Genomic DNA, 18287 nt, shown 5'->3' on the forward strand with positions numbered 1-18287 from the left:
ATAGAATAGTTGCTGTCAGTTGCCTCATTATTTAAAAAGTCTACCATTTTTTTAAACGCATCATAACCATAATAATCATCTGCGTTGATTACGCAAAAAGGCTCTTTAATGGCGTTTCTGCCAGATAGAATGGCATGAGCAGTTCCCCATGGTTTTTCGCGGTAAATTTCCTCTTCAATGCCAAATTGTTTCAAATCGAAATTTTGGAATACATAATCAGTTTCAATTTTACCATTTAGTTTAGGTTCAAATATGGCTTTAAAGTTTTCTACAAATTCTTCTTTGATGATGAAGACTACTTTGCCGAATCCAGCTTTAATTGCATCGTATATAGAATAATCAATAATTGTTTCTCCATTGGGGCCAAAGCCATCAATCTGTTTCATGCTGCCATAGCGACTTGCCATACCAGCTGCTAATATTAATAAGGTAGGTTTTTTCATGCAGCGAAAATAATGATTCAATTTATATTCAATGTAAAAAGTGAGATAGTTTTTTCATTAGTCTGATAACGGTTCTCAATGTATCGCATGGATATTGAGGTAGTTAAAATCCAAATATTCCCTTTCCGCCGCTGCTGCGAGGTTTTTTCCCTGTAAGCATACCAAATAATCCCCGCACTATTTCTTTTCCTATTTGTCTGGTTATAGTTGCGCCCATTACCTGTTCAACTAAACTCTTCTCACCTTTTTTAGGAGCCTCTTCTTGTTTTGTTTCTTCTTCCTCGGTTAGTTTATCATTTACACGTTTGGTTAAGATTTCATAGGCGCTCTCAGGATCAATTGATTCCTGGTATTTAGTAGTAAGCTCGCTTGATTGGACAAGGTTATTATAATCCGCCGCACTGAGTGGTCCCATGATTGCTCTTGGAGGTGTAAGCATAGTTGCTGCCACTTCTGTAGGGATACCTTTTTCGTTCAACACTGTTATCAAAGCCTGTCCGGTTCCTAATGAAGTCAACATTTTGTCGATCTCGTAGAATTCGGATCTTGGATAAGTATTTACAGTCTTTTTAAGCGCATCAACATCATTTGGTGTAAATGCTCTCAAAGCGTGCTGAACACGATTTCCTAGTTGAGATAATACACTCTCAGGGACATCACTAGGGGCTTGAGTACAGAAAAATACACCTATACCTTTTGATCTGATCAATCTGATAATAGTTTCTATCTGTTCCAGAAAAGCTTTTGAAGAATTTTTAAATAACAAATGCGCCTCATCAAAAAAGAAAACCAGCTTAGGTTTATCTAAATCTCCAACTTCAGGCATGCTATAAAAAATTTCTGCAAGTAAACTTAACAGGTAAGTAGAATAAAGCACCGGCTGATTTTGGACATCTGAGATATTGAGCAAACTGATTACTCCTTTACCGTCGGTTTTAGTAAAAAGATCTTCGATGTCAAATGAACGTTCGCCAAACATAGCGCTCAGTCCCTGTTGCTCAATGGTAACGATCTTTCTTAATATTGTTCCTGAGGTGGCAGTGGATATTTTACCATAAGAACTTTTAATCTCTTCGGCACCTTGCCCTTCGGCCAGGTATGAAACTAATTTTTTAAGATCATTAAGATCAATAATTGGTAGTTTGCTATCATCAGCATACTTAAAGATCACAGCTAAAACACCTGCCTGTGTATCATTTAGATCGAGGATTTTAGACAGTAGGGTAGGCCCAAATTCAAGAACAGTAGCCCGCATTTGAGCGCCTAATTTGCCAGATAAGGAAAAAATCTCGACAGGGAATCCAGAAGGATTAAAAGGCTTGCCCAGTTGACCTGCTCTTTCCTCTATTTTTGGATTGATTGGTCCTGGCTGATTAAGGCCTGATAAATCGCCCTTTACATCAAGCATAAATACCGGTACACCTGCATCAGACAATTGTTCTGATAGCAACTGCAATGTGCGGGTTTTTCCTGTCCCTGTTGCACCTGCAACAAGTCCATGCCTATTCATCATTTTTAAAGACAAATTAACTTCAGCTTCAGCGATTACTTGCCCATCCAGAATACCAGCTCCAAGATATATGTATGAACCACTTGGTGTATAAGAGGCCTTAATTTTTTCTGTAAATTTTGCGGATTGATCACTCATAGGAAAAGATAGTTTTTATAAAAGTAAGAAAAGCACCCGAAATACAAACAAAAGAAAGGGTGTATCATAGTTCATGATACACCCTTTTAAAAATAAGGTTATTTAAAACTACTTCTTATAAGTAAAGTCGTGATCTTTTTTAATGTTCAATAAAGAATGATAAATGAGGTTGATCACATTGTCAACATCTTCTTTATGAATCATTTCAACTGTGGTATGCATATACCTTAATGGTAAAGAAATTAATGCAGATGGAACACCTCCGTTAGAATAAGCAAAAGCATCAGTATCTGTACCGGTTGAGCGGGATGATGCCTGACGTTGGAAAGGGATATCATTCTTCTCAGCTGTTTCAATAAGCAATTTGTTTAAATTTGTTTGAACAGCAGGTGCATAAGAAACTACCGGACCTTTGCCACAAGCCAAATCTCCCTGAGTGATCTTATTGATCATTGGGGTAGTGGTATCATGAGTAACATCAGTAATTATAGCCACGTTAGGTTTAATTCTGTGGGCTATCATTTCGGCTCCCCTTAATCCAATTTCTTCCTGTACTGAGTTTACAATGTAAAGCCCAAAAGGTAATTTCTTTTTATTTTCCTGAAGCAGTCTGGCAACTTCGGCAATCATAAATCCACCGGCTCTGTTATCCAGTGCACGGCCAACATAATAGCGGTCGTTTAATACCATAAATTCATCTTCATAGGTAATTACGCAACCTACATGAATACCAAGTTTTTCAACTTCTTCTTTAGATGTACATCCACAATCAAGGAAGATGTTTTTTAACGCCGGAGCCTCCTCTTTCTCGCCACCGCTACGGGTGTGAATAGCAGGCCATCCAAATACGGCTTTAACCAAACCGTTGTCGGTGTGTATGTTTACGCGCTTAGAAGGAGCTATCTGATGATCTGACCCTCCATTGCGGATTACATAAATTAAGCCATCAGGAGTGATATAATTAACAAACCAGGAGATCTCATCGGCATGAGCCTCAATAACTACTTTGAAATCTGCTTTGGGATTAATCACACCAACTGCAGTCCCGTAATTATCGATGAAACTTTCATCTATATATGGTTTTAAATAATCTAGCCATAATTTTTGACCAGGGTATTCGAAACCTGTTGGAGATGGGTTATTGATATATTTTTCAAAAAATTGAAGCGATTTTTTATTTACTACACTTACGTGTTTCTTTTTATCTTCTTTTTTCTTTGCCATTGTATATTTTTTATTCTAAACAAATATAGAAACTACTGCCTAAGCACCAAGTTAATTATTGAGTTCTAACTCCATAATGACAAAGTCGATACCGTTATTTGTAGAAAATTTGTCTGTTTGAACGAAGCCGAATTTGTTATAAAAAGGGATGGCCGAAACGCGCGCATTGCACCATAGCTTTGCAGCTCCAAGGGATTTAACATAGTTAATTATATGATCCAATAATAATGATCCATATCCTTTTCCCTGCGACTCCACAATTGTCGCGAATTTTCTGAATTGATAAACATTGCCCGAATTGAACAAAGAAACTATAGAAGTTAGTTGGTTATTTGCAAATAGCCCAAAATGGATTCCATCATTATCATTAGCCAACTTTATAGCATCAAGAGGTAGGTCTGGATACATAACTTCATGTCTTATCCTCCAGGTTAAATCAGGTCTGATTTGTTCAATTTGAATTTCCTGCATCAATGTTAATCTTTATTTTACCACTATAAAACTTGTATATGCAAATGTTTAGAACAATAACGGCCCCGCATCCCCAGCAGAATAATGGCCACTTACCCTGTTCCCAAAGCCATAAACCTAAGGCGGAACCAAAAGATGCTCCAACAAAGCTCACAGACATAAACACAGTGTTTAAACGATTACGAGCTTCCGGTAGTATAGCATAGATCCGGGTTTGATTGGTTACATGGATAGCTTGCTGACCAATATCTATTAAAATAATACCAGCTACAAATAGGTAAAGGTGGCTGCCGGTAAAGTAAAAGGCAGCAATGCTAAGTAATTGCAGAATTAACCCGACCAGCAGATTCTTACGAGGGTTTTGGCCACCACTAAACTTTCCAACTAATGGCGCGGCTAAAGCTCCTGCAGCACCAGCAATGCCGAAAAGACCTATCTGCAGCGTTTGAAGATTAAATGGGGGATTGGCAAGGAATAATACCATCGTTGTCCAGAACGCGCTGAGTATAGAGAAAGCCAGAAAGTTTATAATAGAAGCTTCGCGTAGTACGGGCTCAGTTTTTATGTAATACCACATAGATGACATTAATTCATTATAAGTGCCTTTAAATGACGGTCTGCTTTGTGGAAAGCGTCTGGCCATAAGCAGTAATAAAAGGAAACATATGCCAGCAGCCATAAAATAAACTGTTCTCCATCCCCATAAAAATCCTATACTTCCACTAACTGCTCTTGATGCAAGGATGCCAATAAGTAAGCCGCTCATAATTATACCTACCGTAGGACCACGATCTTGGTCTGAACTAAGATTTGCAGCCATTGGTAAAACAAGCTGAGGAATAATGGAGCTTGCGCCAATTAATACACAAGCAATTTCCAATAATAAGAAGGAGTGGGCAAAAGCTGCCAACAGCAATGCCCCAATAGCAAGACATGTTATTAAAAGTATTTGTTTCTTCCTTTCAAACATATCACCCAAAGGAACCAATAGAAATAGTCCTAGGGCATAGCCAGCTTGTGTTAGGTATGTAATTTTACCGGCATGGCTCTCTGTTAAACCAAACTCTTTAGCGATTAAAATAACCAGAGGCTGGCAGTAATAAATATTTGCCACGATAAGCCCTGTACAAAAGGCCATCAATAGCACATCAGTACGACTAAGTTTCATTTATAGAGGGATATTTCCGTGTTTTTTACGAGGTCTGTTTACAACTTTGTTCTCTAACATTTTAAATGCCTTTATTAGTTTAGACCTGGTTTGGGCAGGTTCTATAACCTCATCTACAAAGCCACGTTCTGCGGCTCTGTAAGGATTAGCAAAAATATCTGAATAGAGCTTTTCTTTCTCCAGCCATTTTTCTTCAGGGTGCTCTGCGCTGGTAATTTCCTTCTTGAAAATTATTTCGGCAGCACCTTTTGCACCCATAACTGCAATTTCTGCAGTAGGCCATGCATAGTTTAAGTCGGCTCCAATATGTTTAGAGTTCATCACATCATATGCACCACCATAGGCTTTTCTTGTAATTACAGTAATACGGGGTACAGTTGCTTCACTAAAAGCATATAATAATTTAGCGCCATTGGTAATAATTCCATTCCATTCCTGGTCTGTACCTGGCAAAAAACCGGGAACGTCCTCGAAAACAAGCAATGGGATATTAAAGCAGTCGCAAAAGCGTACAAATCTGGCGGCCTTTGTTGAAGCATGATTGTCCAATACCCCAGCAAGATAAGCAGGCTGATTAGCAACAATACCTATACTTCTTCCTGCCAAGCGGATAAATCCGACCACAATATTTTCTGCATAATCTTTATGTACTTCTAGAAAGCTATCTGTATCGGCCACTTCGCTTATTATAGACCTAACATCATAAGGCTGATTCGAATTCTCGGGCATAATGCCATTAAGAGATAAACGACTTTCATCAGTCAAAGTATAGGGCAATTGCAATGGGATCTCTTCACAATTCTGAGGCATATAACTCAGTAATCTCTTAACATGATTAATGGCATCTAATTCATTTGAGCACGCAAAATGAGTTACACCCGATTTTGTAGCATGAGTAGATGCACCACCAAGTTCTTCAGAACTTACCTCTTCGTGGGTTACAGTTTTAACAACATTTGGTCCTGTAACAAACATGTACGAGGTATTCTCTACCATTAAAATAAAGTCGGTAATGGCAGGCGAATATACTGCGCCCCCAGCACAAGGTCCCATTATTGCTGAAAGTTGTGGGATAACTCCTGATGCCTGAACATTTCTATAAAATATATCGGCATAACCGCCTAAAGAAACCACACCTTCCTGTATCCGCGCACCACCACTATCATTTAAGCCAATCAGGGGAGCTCCGTTTTTCATGGCCATGTCCATTATTTTGCAGATCTTTTCGGCATGTGTTTCAGAAAGAGRGCCGCCAAAAACGGTAAAATCCTGTGAAAACACGTAAACTAGCCTGCCATTTATGTTTCCATAGCCAGTTACAACACCATCCCCTAAATATTTTTCCCGTTCCATGCCAAAATCAACACTTCTATGGGTTACCATCATGCCAATTTCCTCAAAGGAATTCTCATCCAATAAAAAATGGATTCGCTCTCTGGCCGTTAGTTTTCCTTTTTTATGCTGACTTTGAATTCTCGCTGCACCGCCACCTTCATTCGCTTTTTTTATTTTGTCCTGAAGTACATCTATTTTATTCTTCATTTTAAACACTAATAATTTTAATTATTTACCAGCGATACTGTAATCTGGTAGTAAACACATCATCTTTTAAGTCGGCCGTATAGTCTGGCAACTTAGTCGCATCGTTAACAACGTGCTCGTTGTACAATGTAAGTTTAAATCTTGAATTTATTAGATAGGTCAGGCCATAACCAAGGGTGCTAAATTTAATATCACCAGCTGAAGTATTGTTGCCTGCAATGCCAATTTCCGATTCACTTATTTCTCTGTTTGGGTCGTACACATCATAAGATACCAGTGCAGTAAACTTACTTTTTGCAATCTGCTGGGTTAACCATAAGTAATAACCAGAAAACTGGCGTAGATATAGGTCTGTTGCTGGTTGTGCAGAGAAACTAGTACTGGCAACTGGACCTAATATGCTGGCAGTAGCAGCTACCCCAGGTTGTGTTCCTTGAAGATATTCAGCTTTAAATATGGTTCGGCCAAAAGTATTGTCGTATTGAAGCTGTAAGTTACCTCCATAATATTCGCGTTTACCAAAGTAGCCAACATTGTCGGGGCTTGTGTTTTTTTGAAATCCAGATCCTGTAGCAGAGTAATAATTTTCAGTATCGTTACGTACCCAACCTTCATAGATAGATGCTCCAAAGCCTATATGAAGTTTTTTATTTGCCAGACTGTCGAATTTAAAACCAAGGTTGCCTATAATATCTTTTCTTGAGTCATAATCTCTGGCATTGTATCCGCTTCCATTTATTACAGCTAACTCTGCTGTCAGAAAATTAAATATTTTACTGGGGTGATAAGTAACCATGGCACCAATATCACGCTCCCTTGGCATCAACGTTTGGAAAACTCTCGCTCTTTCAGGGAAATCTCTATATCCCGAGGAGTAAACAATAGAGTGACCAAAGGGGCGGTTAAACAAACCAGCAGTTAACAATAGTTCCTTTGAATCAGGTTGATGCAACTGTATAAAGGCGTCCATTAATTGAATGCCATTTTGCGTAGCATCTATTTGGAAAACAATGCTCGAATACTTATCAGCCCTGTCAATTTTCAATCTACCCCTGCGAATCATGAAACGACTGTCGGAGTTTTTTGAGAAATCTCCGCCCGAAAAGGAGGAAATGCCACCAGATTGAGCTTTTTGAAATTGTGTTTGCAGATAGCCTGTTATCGCAATTTCATGAGGGTCATAAGTTGAGGGAGCATTATTACTTTGGGCAAAAAGGACAACCGGATAAAGAAATATCAGGCTTAACAGTGTTTTTTTCATGAATGAGTAAAAAAGAATTTTGATCGCCTAAATTACGGTAAATGAAGCATTTTTCTTTAAAATGGCTTCAGATTTTTAAAAAATAGAAGTCCAAAATATGATAAAGCAACAACTAAATTACATTTTTTTTACATGATAATTTGTAAATAAGCAATGTTTGGAGCTATTTTTGGAGAGTTAGGTGAAAGAATAAAAACAAATGTTTCTAAGAAAGTACCGTATATTAATAGTTATTACCTTCTTAAGTATCTTCTCGGCGAAGATGGTAATTTCCGGTGCGCCTGTATTTTTTAGTCATATTGATAAGAACATCATGATTTCTGTAATCATGCAAATCGAAGCCGAACATAGCAGTGATGGAGATCCGGGAAAGGCAAAAGTAAAGCTCTTTGATTATAAGATTGACTTTCAGCACGACTACGTATGGTCATCTGTCCTACATCTTTACGGTATAAAGAATAGCTTTATAGATAATTTCAAACGGTATTTCGATCCATTCCATCCGTCTGTACCCACACCGCCTCCTAACCTGAGCTAATTTATTATGTGTTACCACCCAAAGGGGGAGCGGTATGCAATTTTTAAAAATTAGTTTAAAAGATTAAAACATAGTTTTATGCAAAGTGGAAACTCAATCTTTTCAAGATTGGAAGTGAAGAAATATATATTAAAAAAGAATCTGAAGCGTGATTTGCCATCCAGTATTGTGGTATTTCTTGTTGCTCTCCCCCTATGTTTAGGGATAGCTTTAGCCTCAGGTGCACCTCTGTTTGCGGGTCTTATAACAGGTATAGTTGGTGGCGTTGTAGTTGCCAGCTTAAGCGGATCACAATTAAGTGTTAGTGGGCCTGCGGCTGGATTAACCGCAATCGTTCTGGGAGCTATCAGCCAATTGGGCGCTTATCAGACCTTTTTACTTGCAGTAGTTTTGGCAGGTGTAATTCAGATAATACTTGGATTGTTAAAGGGCGGAACTATCGGTAATTACTTCCCCTCAAGTGTAATTGAAGGGATGCTTGCCGCAATCGGATTAACCTTGATACTTAAACAACTTCCTCATGCGCTCGGGGTAGATTCAGATTTTTTTGGTGATGAAAGTTTCTTCCAAAAAGATAATGAAAATACATTTTCAGCCATTAGTGGGGCATTAGGCCATTTTAGTCTGGCTGCTATTGTAATAAGTGTATTGTCAATTTTAATCTTGGTCTTTTGGCCAAAATTTAAAAAATTAAGTGTTGTTCCCGCTCCCCTGGTAGTGGTAGTAATAGGAGTTGTGCTTACAATTGTTTTTCAGGGCGGGAATTATGCTTTGGAAGCAAAACAAATGGTAGAGATTCCAGTTGTGAACAGCTGGTCGGAATTTACGGGTTTATTTGCCGCACCAGATTTTTCACAGATAACGAATGGAAAAGTCTGGGTTGTTGCTGCAACAATTGCGGTGGTTGCCAGTCTTGAAACGCTATTAAGTATTGAAGCGGTAGACAAGATAGATCCAATTAAGCGTGTATCGCCTACAAATAGGGAACTGGTTGCTCAGGGTACAGGAAACATGGTTAGTGGTTTGTTAGGCGGATTGCCTTTAACATCGGTAATTGTAAGAAGCTCTGCAAACGTAAATGCAGGTGGAAGAACAAAGATGTCAGCTATTTTTCATGGAGTATGGTTGCTTTTATCCCTGCTTTTTATACCGGGTATTATCAATATGATTCCTTTGGCATGTCTGGCTGCAATTCTATTGGTAACAGGGTATAAATTAGCACGTATAGAGCTTTTTAAACATATGTACCACAAAGGCTGGGATCAGTTTGTCCCGTTTGTAATTACTATTGTAGCTGTTTTGCTAACAGATTTGTTAAAAGGTGTTGCAATAGGTATGCTGTTCTCAATATTCTATTTATTACGTACCAATATGCGTAATCCATACTTCTACAAAATACAGGAAGAGGGTAATAAAAAGAACTTGAGAATAAAATTGGCCGAAGAAGTATCTTTCTTAAACAAGGCTGCCATTCAGGTGGTATTAAATAAAATACCTAAAGAAACTAACGTGATCATTGATGGATCCAATTCACGGTATATAGACCCCGACGTATTGGAAACCATTTTTAATTATAAGCACAATGCTTATACAAAGGGTATTATTGTAATTTTAGAAAATATTAAAGAACAATATACCGTGCCAAAATTGAACAATAAAATCATTGAAGAAATTAATAATTAAATTATTATGTGCGCGAAATTAGAAAAACAACATACAGATCAGATTACTTATGATAGCTTATTAAATGGAAATAAAGAGTGGGTTGCTGAGACTCTTAAAGAAGACCCCCTTTTCTTTGAACGCCTCTCTGCAGGTCAAGCTCCGCCTGTATTGTGGATAGGTTGCTCAGATAGTCGTGTGCCGGCTAATCAGATCACGAACACAATGCCTGGTGATATCTTTGTACACCGCAATATTGCAAACGTGGTTACGCATACAGATATGAATTTGTTAAGTGTTCTGGATTATTCAGTTAATGTTCTTAAAGTAAAACATATAATTGTTTGCGGTCACTATGGCTGTGGGGGTGTAAATGCTGCACTTGGAGATAAACAAGTGGGGTTAATTGACAACTGGTTAAGAAACATTAAAGATGTGATTCGCATACACGAGCGTGAAATGTCGACCATTAAAGATCCACAAAAGAGGTCTGACCGTTTAGTGGAGTTGAATGCCATAGAGGGAGCTGCAAATGTGATGAGTACTTCAATTGTACAAAACGCATGGGCATCGGGTCAGGAACTTGGTGTGCATGCCTGGGTTTATAGTTTAAAATCAGGTTTGGATAACGATAATCCTTTGGTGGATCAAAAGTTTCCTTAATAGTACGAGGAGAAACCCAGCGCAATAGATTAATCATTGATCCGGCTTTATCATTTGTACCCGATCCTCTGGCACCACCAAAAGGCTGCTGTCCAACAACAGCACCGGTGCATTTATCATTAATATAGAAATTACCGGCAGCGTTTCTTAAACGTTGAGTAGCCTTTTCTATCGCGTAACGATCCTGGGCAATAACAGCACCTGTTAAGGCATAAATAGAAGTAGTATCTATAATGTCCAGAACTTTATCAAAATCTTTATCCTCGTAAACGTATATTGTTAATACAGGGCCAAAAAGCTCTTCACACATTGTGGTATATTTTGGATCTTTAACAACAAGAACTGTGGGCTCAATAAAGTAACCTTTAGATTTATCGTAATTTCCTCCTGCAATAATCTCTACAGATTTGTCTTGCTTGGCTTCATCAATATATTTAGCCAGTTTATTGAAAGATTTCTCGTCAATAACTGCATTAATGAAATTACTGAAATCTTCAGTTCCACCCATTTTAAAGGTAGCCAGATCACGGATCATTAAATCCTTAATCTCAGGCCATACGGTTTTCGATACATAAACGCGAGAGGCAGCAGAACACTTCTGACCTTGATATTCAAAAGCACCACGAATAATTGCTGTACTTGATATTTCCGGTTCTGCAGAACCATGAACAAGGATAAAATCCTTACCACCGGTTTCTCCAACAATACGCGGATAGGTTTTAAATTTATGAATGTTATTACCAATAGTTTTCCAGATGTTTTGGAAAACTGCAGTAGAACCAGTAAAGTGAATTCCGGCAAAGTCAGGGTGACTAAAAATCACTTCGCCAGCTTCAGGTCCATCAACATAAACAAGGTTGATCACACCATCAGGTAATCCCGCTTCTCTGAATATCTGCATTAATACATTAGCTGCAAAAATTTGAGTATCTGCTGGTTTCCATACCACAACATTCCCCATCATAGCTGCTGATGTAGGAAGATTCCCTGCGATGGCAGTAAAGTTAAACGGGGTTAAAGCAAACACAAAACCTTCCAATGGGCGTTGCTCAACTCTGTTCCAAGATCCTTTAGGCGAAACAGGGGGTTGCTGCTTATAGATTTCAGCCATATAGCTAACATTGAAACGAAGGAAATCAATCAGCTCACATGCCGAGTCAATTTCAGCCTGGTAAGCATTCTTAGACTGCCCAAGCATTGTTGCAGCATTTAATTTATAACGATACGGACCTGCAATTAAATCGGCTGCCTTCAGAAAAATTGCAGCACGATGTTCCCACGCCAAATTTTCCCAATCAGCTTTAGCTGCCAAAGCAGCATCAATAGCTTGCTTTACGTGGTTTTTATTTCCAATACTATATTTACCCAATACATGTTGATGATCGTGCGGAGGGGTAACCTTTCCTTTAACTTCTGTATGCACTTCCTCAACACCAATATACATCGGTATCTCAATTTGTTTGGAACGGGCATCGGCTAAAGCGGCCTTTAAAAGTTCACGTTCTTTACTCCCTGGTGCATAACCCAAAATGGGCTCATTTACAGGAGCGGGTACGTTAAAAAATCCTTTAAGCATGTTATAATAAGTTATTTTTACAAAGGTAAACTTTTATTTATTACACAGGTAAATGGCAATCCGTATAAACGTGATAAAATGCGAGGTAATAATTCTTATTTTTGAAACGGCACATGATTAAATACCTCAGATTATTATTACTTCCGTTTTCTGTCCTCTATGGCTTAGTAGTTCTCATCAGGAATAAGCTATACGATACAGGTGTGTTTAAGCAAACAAATTTTGACTTACCAGTGATATGTGTAGGKAACCTTGTTGTTGGGGGGTCTGGCAAAAGTCCGGTAACAGAGTACCTCGTAAATCTGTTACCTGATAAGCGTATTGCCATCCTAAGTAGGGGGTACGGCCGTAAAACTAAAGGATATATCCTTGCAGATGCAAACTCAAATGCAGAAACAATAGGCGACGAACCAATGCAGTTTTACAACAAGTTTCCAACAGTTACTGTTGCAGTTTGCGAAGACAGGGTAACCGGTATTAATCTTTTAAAAAGTAATCACGATATTATAATACTGGACGATGCTTTTCAGCATAGGAGTGTAAAACCCGGTTTTAACATCCTTCTTTTTGAATATCAAAAACTACTAAGTCCGCAATTTTTGCTTCCTGCCGGAAATTTAAGAGAACCTTTTTCTGGATATCATCGGGCACAGGCATTGCTGGTTACCAAAGGACCAGAAAAGATAGATGTGCATCAAAAGCAAGCTTGCTTAAATAGGTTTGATGCACCAGCAAAAGAAAAGCTATCCTTTTCTTTTTTAACTTATGGTAGCCTTACAAACCTTATTTCAAAAGAACAGCGGCCTCTATCCTCAATTTCAGGTACTACTTCTGTATTCTTATTAACCGGGATAGCTAACCCTTTACCTTTGTTAACTCAGTTGCAAAAATATACGCAGCGTATAGATCACCATGACTATCCTGATCATTATCGCTTTACTTTGCAAAATATTCAGCAACTTGTAAATGCCTTTAAGAACGATCCTTCAGAAGAAAAAATAATAATAACAACAGAAAARGATGCACAACGTTTATTAGATGATGTATTAAAAGAATTACTTTTAAATTTGCCTGTCTTTTATTTGCCTGTTAAAATAACATTACAGGAAGAAGATAAAGCTACATTTGATCAAAAGATTTTAGATTATGTTTCAAGCACTACACGAAACCGTTGAATATATAAAACGAAAAACTGATAATTTTCTTCCGGAAATTGGAATTGTTTTAGGAACTGGCCTTGGTGGTCTTGTTAACGATATAGAAGTTGAATACCAGTTGATGTATTCTAATATTCCTAATTTCCCAATCTCGACACTCGAATTTCATACCGGAAAGCTAATCTTCGGAAAGCTCAATGGCAAAAAAGTAATTGCAATGCAAGGAAGGCTTCATTATTACGAAGGCTATTCTATGCAGCAAATTACTTTCCCGATCAGGGCAATGAAAGCTTTAGGGATAGCCCACTTATTTGTTTCAAATGCTGCGGGATCGTTAAATCCGGAATTTAAAAAAGGCGACTTAATGGTGATCAATGATCACATCAATTTGCAGCCAGAGAGTCCTTTACGTGGTAGTAATGATTCGGACATGGGACCTCGTTTTCCCGACATGAGTCAGCCTTATAATAGAGCATTAATAAAGCAAGCAATTAATATTGCTAAGGACAACAACATTAAGTGCCATCAAGGCGTTTACATTGCCGTAACAGGACCCAATTTAGAAACTAAAGCAGAATATAATTATTTGAGAATTATTGGAGGCGATGCTGTAGGGATGAGTACTGTGCCCGAGGTTATAGTAGCCAACCACATGACCATCCCTGTATTTGCAATTTCTGTTTTAACGGATGAGGGATTCCCTGAAGTACTTGAACCGGTTAGTCTTGAAGAAATAATAGAAACAGCAAAGATAGCCGAGCCTAAAATGACAAAAATATTGAGCCAGTTAATTTCAACTTTATAATGTATAAAAACATTGCCTTTCTTGTTTTTTGCTTTGTCATCTTCGGTGGTGCACAATTGTTCGCGCAGGATTTAAAAACTACCGTTAATGATAATAAGGAGATGGACTCCTTAAGAAAGAAAGAAGAAGAAGGAAGAGATTCTATAGTATTCACCTCAAGATTTATCAGATATACTACCCTTAAACTTACAAAGGATAGCATACAAACTATACCTCTGGACACAACACTAACAGGCTTTCAAAATTTTAACATACTTATACACCCAAGAACACCAACAGTTGGGGTTGGTAACTTAGGCCTGGCCGCCAGACCAATGCTTTTTGAACCGTCTAAAACAATAGGTTTTGACATTGGTATGCACTCGCTGGATTATTACGCAATGACGCACGACGATGTTAGGTATTACCAGGCAAGAACACCATTTACCAGTCTTTATTATGTTAGCGCCGGCGAAGCTGAGCAAGTTTTTAAAGTAATACACTCCCAGAATATTAAGCCGAACTTTAATGTGGGCCTCAATTTTAATAGGATAGGGGCAAATGGTTATTACAGAAGGCAAAGGGGAGACGACCTGAATGGCGCGCTCTTTAGCTGGTACCAATCGCCAAACAAAAGGTATAATCTATGGGCTAGTGTAGTGTTTAATACCCTTAAAACTCAAGAAAATGGATCCATCCTTAATGATTCTATTTATACAGGTACAAACAATTCTGTAGATAAACTTACAGAACCTGTTAGGCTGCAAACTGGTAAACGAATATGGCGGCAAACTGGTTTTATGCTTAAGCAGACCTATTTTGTGGGGCGGATAGATAGCGTTGCCCAGGAAATAACAAAAAAAATACTCCCAACAAACAAGATATCCTATACTTTAAAGTATGATGCAAATTCCTATGCATTCCAAAAGGATGAGGGCTTTACTTCAGAACGTGTCAGGGAATCTGTTTTCCCAAATGGTATTGGTTTGGCAGATACTACTTTCACTAATGACAGTACAAGATATACCCACATACAGAATGAGTTTATCTACAGCTTTTTCCTTAGGGCAAAAGGAAGTTCAATTATCAAAAATGAGCTAAAGCTCGATGTAGGTATAAAGCACGACTTTTATAATTATAACCAGCTGGTGCTTTATCGAGACCGAACCCGGTTTTATGATTATTCAGCTACTTTCCAAAATGTTACTTTGTTGGGTAATGCGGGCTATCGGTTAAGTAACAAAATAGATTTTAATGTCGATTTACAACAAATCTTTCAAGGACGAAACGTAGGTGATTTTTTATACGAAGCCAAAAGTAACGTGCTGTTAAGTAAATCTGTTGGTCGTATAGTTCTAGGTGCTTATTTTCAAAACAAGTCACCCGAAGAAACCTATACCAATTACTTTGGCAACCACTACCGTTGGGAAAATAATTTCGATCGTACTAAAACCATCAACCTGTCCTTTAATTTTATCAACGAAAAATTTGGGTTTGATGCAGGTGCACAGTACTATTTAATAGATAAGTATCTTTATTTTGGTCAGGATGACAAAGGCGGAATAGAACCACTTCAGTTAGGTTCCTCCATAAACCTCTTTAAAATAACTGCAGGTAAAAAATTCAGATTCGGTAAGTTTAATCTGGAGAGTTATGTTGTTTACCAAAAAACAGATAATCCCGATAAGTTACGTACTCCTGAAGTTTATACCTTCAATAGTTTTTATCTGGATCATACCTTTTTTAAGGTGTTAAAAACCAATGTCGGTTTCGATGTCCGTTACAACACACCATACAAAGCATACTCGTATTCAACTGCAACTGGCCAGTTCTATATTGGTAAAGATGTAACGTTTGATACCACGCCAATTGTAGATGTATGGGTTAAAGCAAGTTTAAGAAGAGCTAACCTTTTTGTGAAATGCGATTATGTAAACCAGGGCTTACTTTATAAAGGATATTATACAGTTGATCGCTATCCAATGCCAGACCGTTTATTATTCAAATTTRGAGTAAGCTGGAATTTCTACGATTAAACTATTGATGAGCGGTTGTTTTAAAGCTATCGTCGATGACGAGGTGAACGATTACATGTTGTTATCACTAAGTCTTTTGCGGTTTCTTTTTAGCAGCCGGAAACAAAACATTGTTTAAAATTAACCTATAACCCGGTGAATTAGGGTGCAGATTTAGATCAGTTGGAGGATCTCCAACCGCATGCTGATAATCTTCCGGATCATGTCCACCATAAAAAGTAAACTGCCCTTTACCAATCTCGCCGTTTAAATAGCGTACCTCTTCGGCGCCTTTATTTTCACCAAGAACCGTAACACTTGGCTTTACAAAACGTTTCTTAAATGCAGTGGTTTGGCCCATAAAACCCTTAATTACCTTATCATGGTTTTGAGTGAGCATAGTTGGCACAAGATCCCATTTTGCAGAAAAATCAAACAGTGTAAAAAAATCATTAGCCTGTGTAAGCGTTCTGGTTTGAGTAGCATCTATATCAGAAAATTCGTAATTATTAGGGTTCTCATCAAGCTTAAAATCCTTAAAAGCAAAGGTGTTATTAAAATTAAGTTTACTTTGAGCCTGCGGATCGGCCCCGTCGCCATCAAACATACTTTCACAAATGTCAACACCTTCGGCGCTCAATGCAATGTCAAAACTATCAGTACCCGAACACATTGCAAAAAGAAATCCACCTCCAGTACAGAACTCCTTTATCCGTTTAGCTACAGCCAACTTCAATTGAGATACCTTAGTAAAACCATTTCTTTTTGCAGTAGCTTCTTGATTTTTAACATCTTCACGATACCAGGTCGCATTTCTAAAAGCACTCCAGAAGCGACCATACTGGCCGGTAAAATCCTCGTGATGCAGGTGCAGCCAGTCATATGCTGACAATTTATCCTTTAAAACATCATCATCATAAACCACATCGTAAGGAATTTCAGCATAGGTAAGCACCATAGTAACCGCATCATCCCATGGTAATTTACTTTTAGGCGAATAAACCGCTATTTTTGGGGCTTTTTCAAGCTTCACCATTTCCATATTTACTTGTGGGTCGCTAATCTCATTTAAAATAGATGTAACCTTTCCGTCGGCAAGTATCTGATAAGAAACCCCCCTGGTTTTACACTCGTCTTCAATAGCCTTGTTATAGCCAATTAAAAAACTGCCACCTCTGTAATTTAAGAGCCAGCTAACATCCGCCTTTTGCTTAATGCCCCAATATGCTATACCATAAGCTTTCAAATGGTTTTTTTGGTCCTCATCCATGTAAATAAGAATAGACGATGCCTTAGCAGCTATTGTAACTACGAGTAAAAAAAACAGAAGGCCAAATTTTTTCAAGCTTAAAATCATGTGGTTGTATCAGTGAGTACGAATGTATATTTTTTGCATACCAATATAAAATTATAATGTACATATAACGCTTTTAGTATAAATTGCATATAAAAACTATTTTATCTAAGTTTGGCGTTTACAAAAAACAACATGAGTAAAGCAATAATTAAAACAGAGAAAGGGAACATGACTGTTCAGTTTTATGATCAGGATGCACCAAATACAGTTGCTAACTTTAAAAAATTAGCTAACGAGGGATTTTATGATGGGGTTATATTTCACAGAGTAATTCCAAATTTTGTGGTTCAGGGTGGAGATCCTACCGGAACTGGTGCAGGTGGCCCGGGTTATAAAATTGATTGTGAGCTTTCTGGAGAGAACCAATATCATGACCGTGGTGTTTTGTCAATGGCACATGCTGGCAGAAACACAGGAGGATCGCAGTTTTTTATCTGTCATAGCAGAGATAATACTGCTCACCTTGATAGAAACCACACAGTATTCGGTAAAGTAATAGAAAATGTCGATATTGTTGATGATATTAAACAAGGTGACAAGATTTTAGGAATAGAAGTAATAGAGGATTAATATGAATTTAAGAGGAATAGTAGCAGTATCTGGGAGACCGGGGCTATTTAAACTAGTAGGGCAAAATAAAGGTGGATACGTTCTTGAGAGCCTTGATGCTCAAAAAGTTAAAATTGTAGCCAATATTACTACAACTAAACTTGCATCATTAGAAGACATTACCATTTATGGCGAAGATGAGGATCTGAAGCTTGTGGATGTTTTGGCT

The 18287-nt window shown here is 38.0% G+C and carries 16 protein-coding genes and 1 pseudogene; 8 read left to right on the top strand and 9 right to left on the bottom strand.

Features of this window, described 5'->3' with window-relative positions; all coding sequences use genetic code 11:
• The 7 genes from AC1DG9_RS16430 to AC1DG9_RS16460 all read right to left on the bottom strand — a co-directional run.
• A partial coding sequence (locus AC1DG9_RS16430; RefSeq protein ID WP_477634905.1) for a sugar phosphate nucleotidyltransferase occupies positions 1-443 on the bottom strand: 443 nt, incomplete at its 3' end.
• A 103-nt stretch (positions 444-546) separates the two neighbouring features.
• Complete coding sequence (locus tag AC1DG9_RS16435; protein WP_288882904.1) at positions 547-2091, bottom strand: helicase HerA-like domain-containing protein; 1545 nt, start codon at positions 2089-2091, stop codon at positions 547-549.
• A 108-nt stretch (positions 2092-2199) separates the two neighbouring features.
• On the bottom strand, positions 2200-3315 hold the full coding sequence (locus tag AC1DG9_RS16440; RefSeq protein ID WP_048907419.1) for a M42 family metallopeptidase: 1116 nt from the start codon (positions 3313-3315) through the stop codon (positions 2200-2202).
• Between the two features lie 51 nt (positions 3316-3366).
• Complete coding sequence (locus AC1DG9_RS16445) at positions 3367-3786, bottom strand: GNAT family N-acetyltransferase (protein WP_337717210.1); 420 nt, start codon at positions 3784-3786, stop codon at positions 3367-3369.
• The gene (locus tag AC1DG9_RS16450) at positions 3767-4954 is read right to left on the bottom strand and encodes an MFS transporter (protein WP_337717208.1); all 1188 of its coding nucleotides are present in this window, start codon (positions 4952-4954) and stop codon (positions 3767-3769) included. The genes AC1DG9_RS16445 and AC1DG9_RS16450 overlap by 20 nt, the downstream gene beginning before the upstream one ends.
• Positions 4955-6496, bottom strand: a complete 1542-nt coding sequence (locus tag AC1DG9_RS16455) for an acyl-CoA carboxylase subunit beta (RefSeq protein WP_477634906.1) — start codon at positions 6494-6496, stop codon at positions 4955-4957.
• A gap of 25 nt (positions 6497-6521) precedes the next feature.
• Positions 6522-7757 carry a porin gene (locus tag AC1DG9_RS16460; protein WP_288882908.1) on the bottom strand — a complete coding sequence of 412 codons (1236 nt, stop codon included), beginning with the start codon at positions 7755-7757 and terminating at the stop codon, positions 6522-6524.
• Positions 7758-7956: 199 nt separating this feature from the next.
• On the opposite strand from AC1DG9_RS16460, the gene AC1DG9_RS16465 reads away from it, so the two are divergent.
• The 3 genes and pseudogenes from AC1DG9_RS16465 to AC1DG9_RS16475 all read left to right on the top strand — a co-directional run.
• Positions 7957-8295 carry a hypothetical protein gene (locus tag AC1DG9_RS16465; protein WP_048907414.1) on the top strand — a complete coding sequence of 113 codons (339 nt, stop codon included), beginning with the start codon at positions 7957-7959 and terminating at the stop codon, positions 8293-8295.
• A 78-nt stretch (positions 8296-8373) separates the two neighbouring features.
• A complete protein-coding gene (locus AC1DG9_RS16470; protein ID WP_172661504.1) occupies positions 8374-9978 on the top strand; it encodes a SulP family inorganic anion transporter in 1605 nt (534 codons plus the stop codon).
• 204 nt (positions 9979-10182) lie between these two features.
• A pseudogene (locus tag AC1DG9_RS16475) lies at positions 10183-10518 on the top strand (carbonic anhydrase); the annotation flags it as partial.
• Here the strand turns inward: AC1DG9_RS16475 and pruA are convergent.
• Positions 10427-12196 (bottom strand): L-glutamate gamma-semialdehyde dehydrogenase, encoded by a 1770-nt coding sequence (gene pruA / locus AC1DG9_RS16480; protein ID WP_477634907.1) that lies wholly within the window; start codon positions 12194-12196, stop codon positions 10427-10429. The pseudogene AC1DG9_RS16475 and the gene pruA sit on opposite strands and share 92 nt — an antisense overlap.
• 113 nt (positions 12197-12309) lie before the next feature.
• Between pruA and lpxK the strand changes: the two genes are divergently transcribed.
• From lpxK to AC1DG9_RS16495, 3 genes are read left to right on the top strand one after another with little or no spacing between them, the layout of a single operon-like run.
• The gene (lpxK, locus tag AC1DG9_RS16485; protein WP_288882910.1) at positions 12310-13371 is read left to right on the top strand and encodes a tetraacyldisaccharide 4'-kinase; all 1062 of its coding nucleotides are present in this window, start codon (positions 12310-12312) and stop codon (positions 13369-13371) included.
• Positions 13343-14158 carry a purine-nucleoside phosphorylase gene (locus AC1DG9_RS16490; RefSeq protein WP_288882912.1) on the top strand — a complete coding sequence of 272 codons (816 nt, stop codon included), beginning with the start codon at positions 13343-13345 and terminating at the stop codon, positions 14156-14158. The genes lpxK and AC1DG9_RS16490 overlap by 29 nt, the downstream gene beginning before the upstream one ends.
• On the top strand, positions 14158-16173 hold the full coding sequence (locus AC1DG9_RS16495; protein WP_477634908.1) for a putative porin: 2016 nt from the start codon (positions 14158-14160) through the stop codon (positions 16171-16173). The genes AC1DG9_RS16490 and AC1DG9_RS16495 overlap by 1 nt, the downstream gene beginning before the upstream one ends.
• 67 nt (positions 16174-16240) lie before the next feature.
• On the opposite strand, the gene AC1DG9_RS16500 is transcribed toward AC1DG9_RS16495, so the two are convergent.
• The gene (locus tag AC1DG9_RS16500) at positions 16241-17422 is read right to left on the bottom strand and encodes an asparagine synthetase B (RefSeq protein ID WP_216854405.1); all 1182 of its coding nucleotides are present in this window, start codon (positions 17420-17422) and stop codon (positions 16241-16243) included.
• A gap of 219 nt (positions 17423-17641) precedes the next feature.
• On the opposite strand from AC1DG9_RS16500, the gene AC1DG9_RS16505 reads away from it, so the two are divergent.
• Positions 17642-18079 (top strand): peptidylprolyl isomerase, encoded by a 438-nt coding sequence (locus tag AC1DG9_RS16505; protein ID WP_172661497.1) that lies wholly within the window; start codon positions 17642-17644, stop codon positions 18077-18079.
• A 1-nt stretch (position 18080) separates the two neighbouring features.
• A partial coding sequence (locus tag AC1DG9_RS16510) for a DUF5606 family protein (protein ID WP_477634909.1) occupies positions 18081-18287 on the top strand: 207 nt, incomplete at its 3' end.

The organism is Pedobacter sp. 05L430, assembly GCF_056397585.1.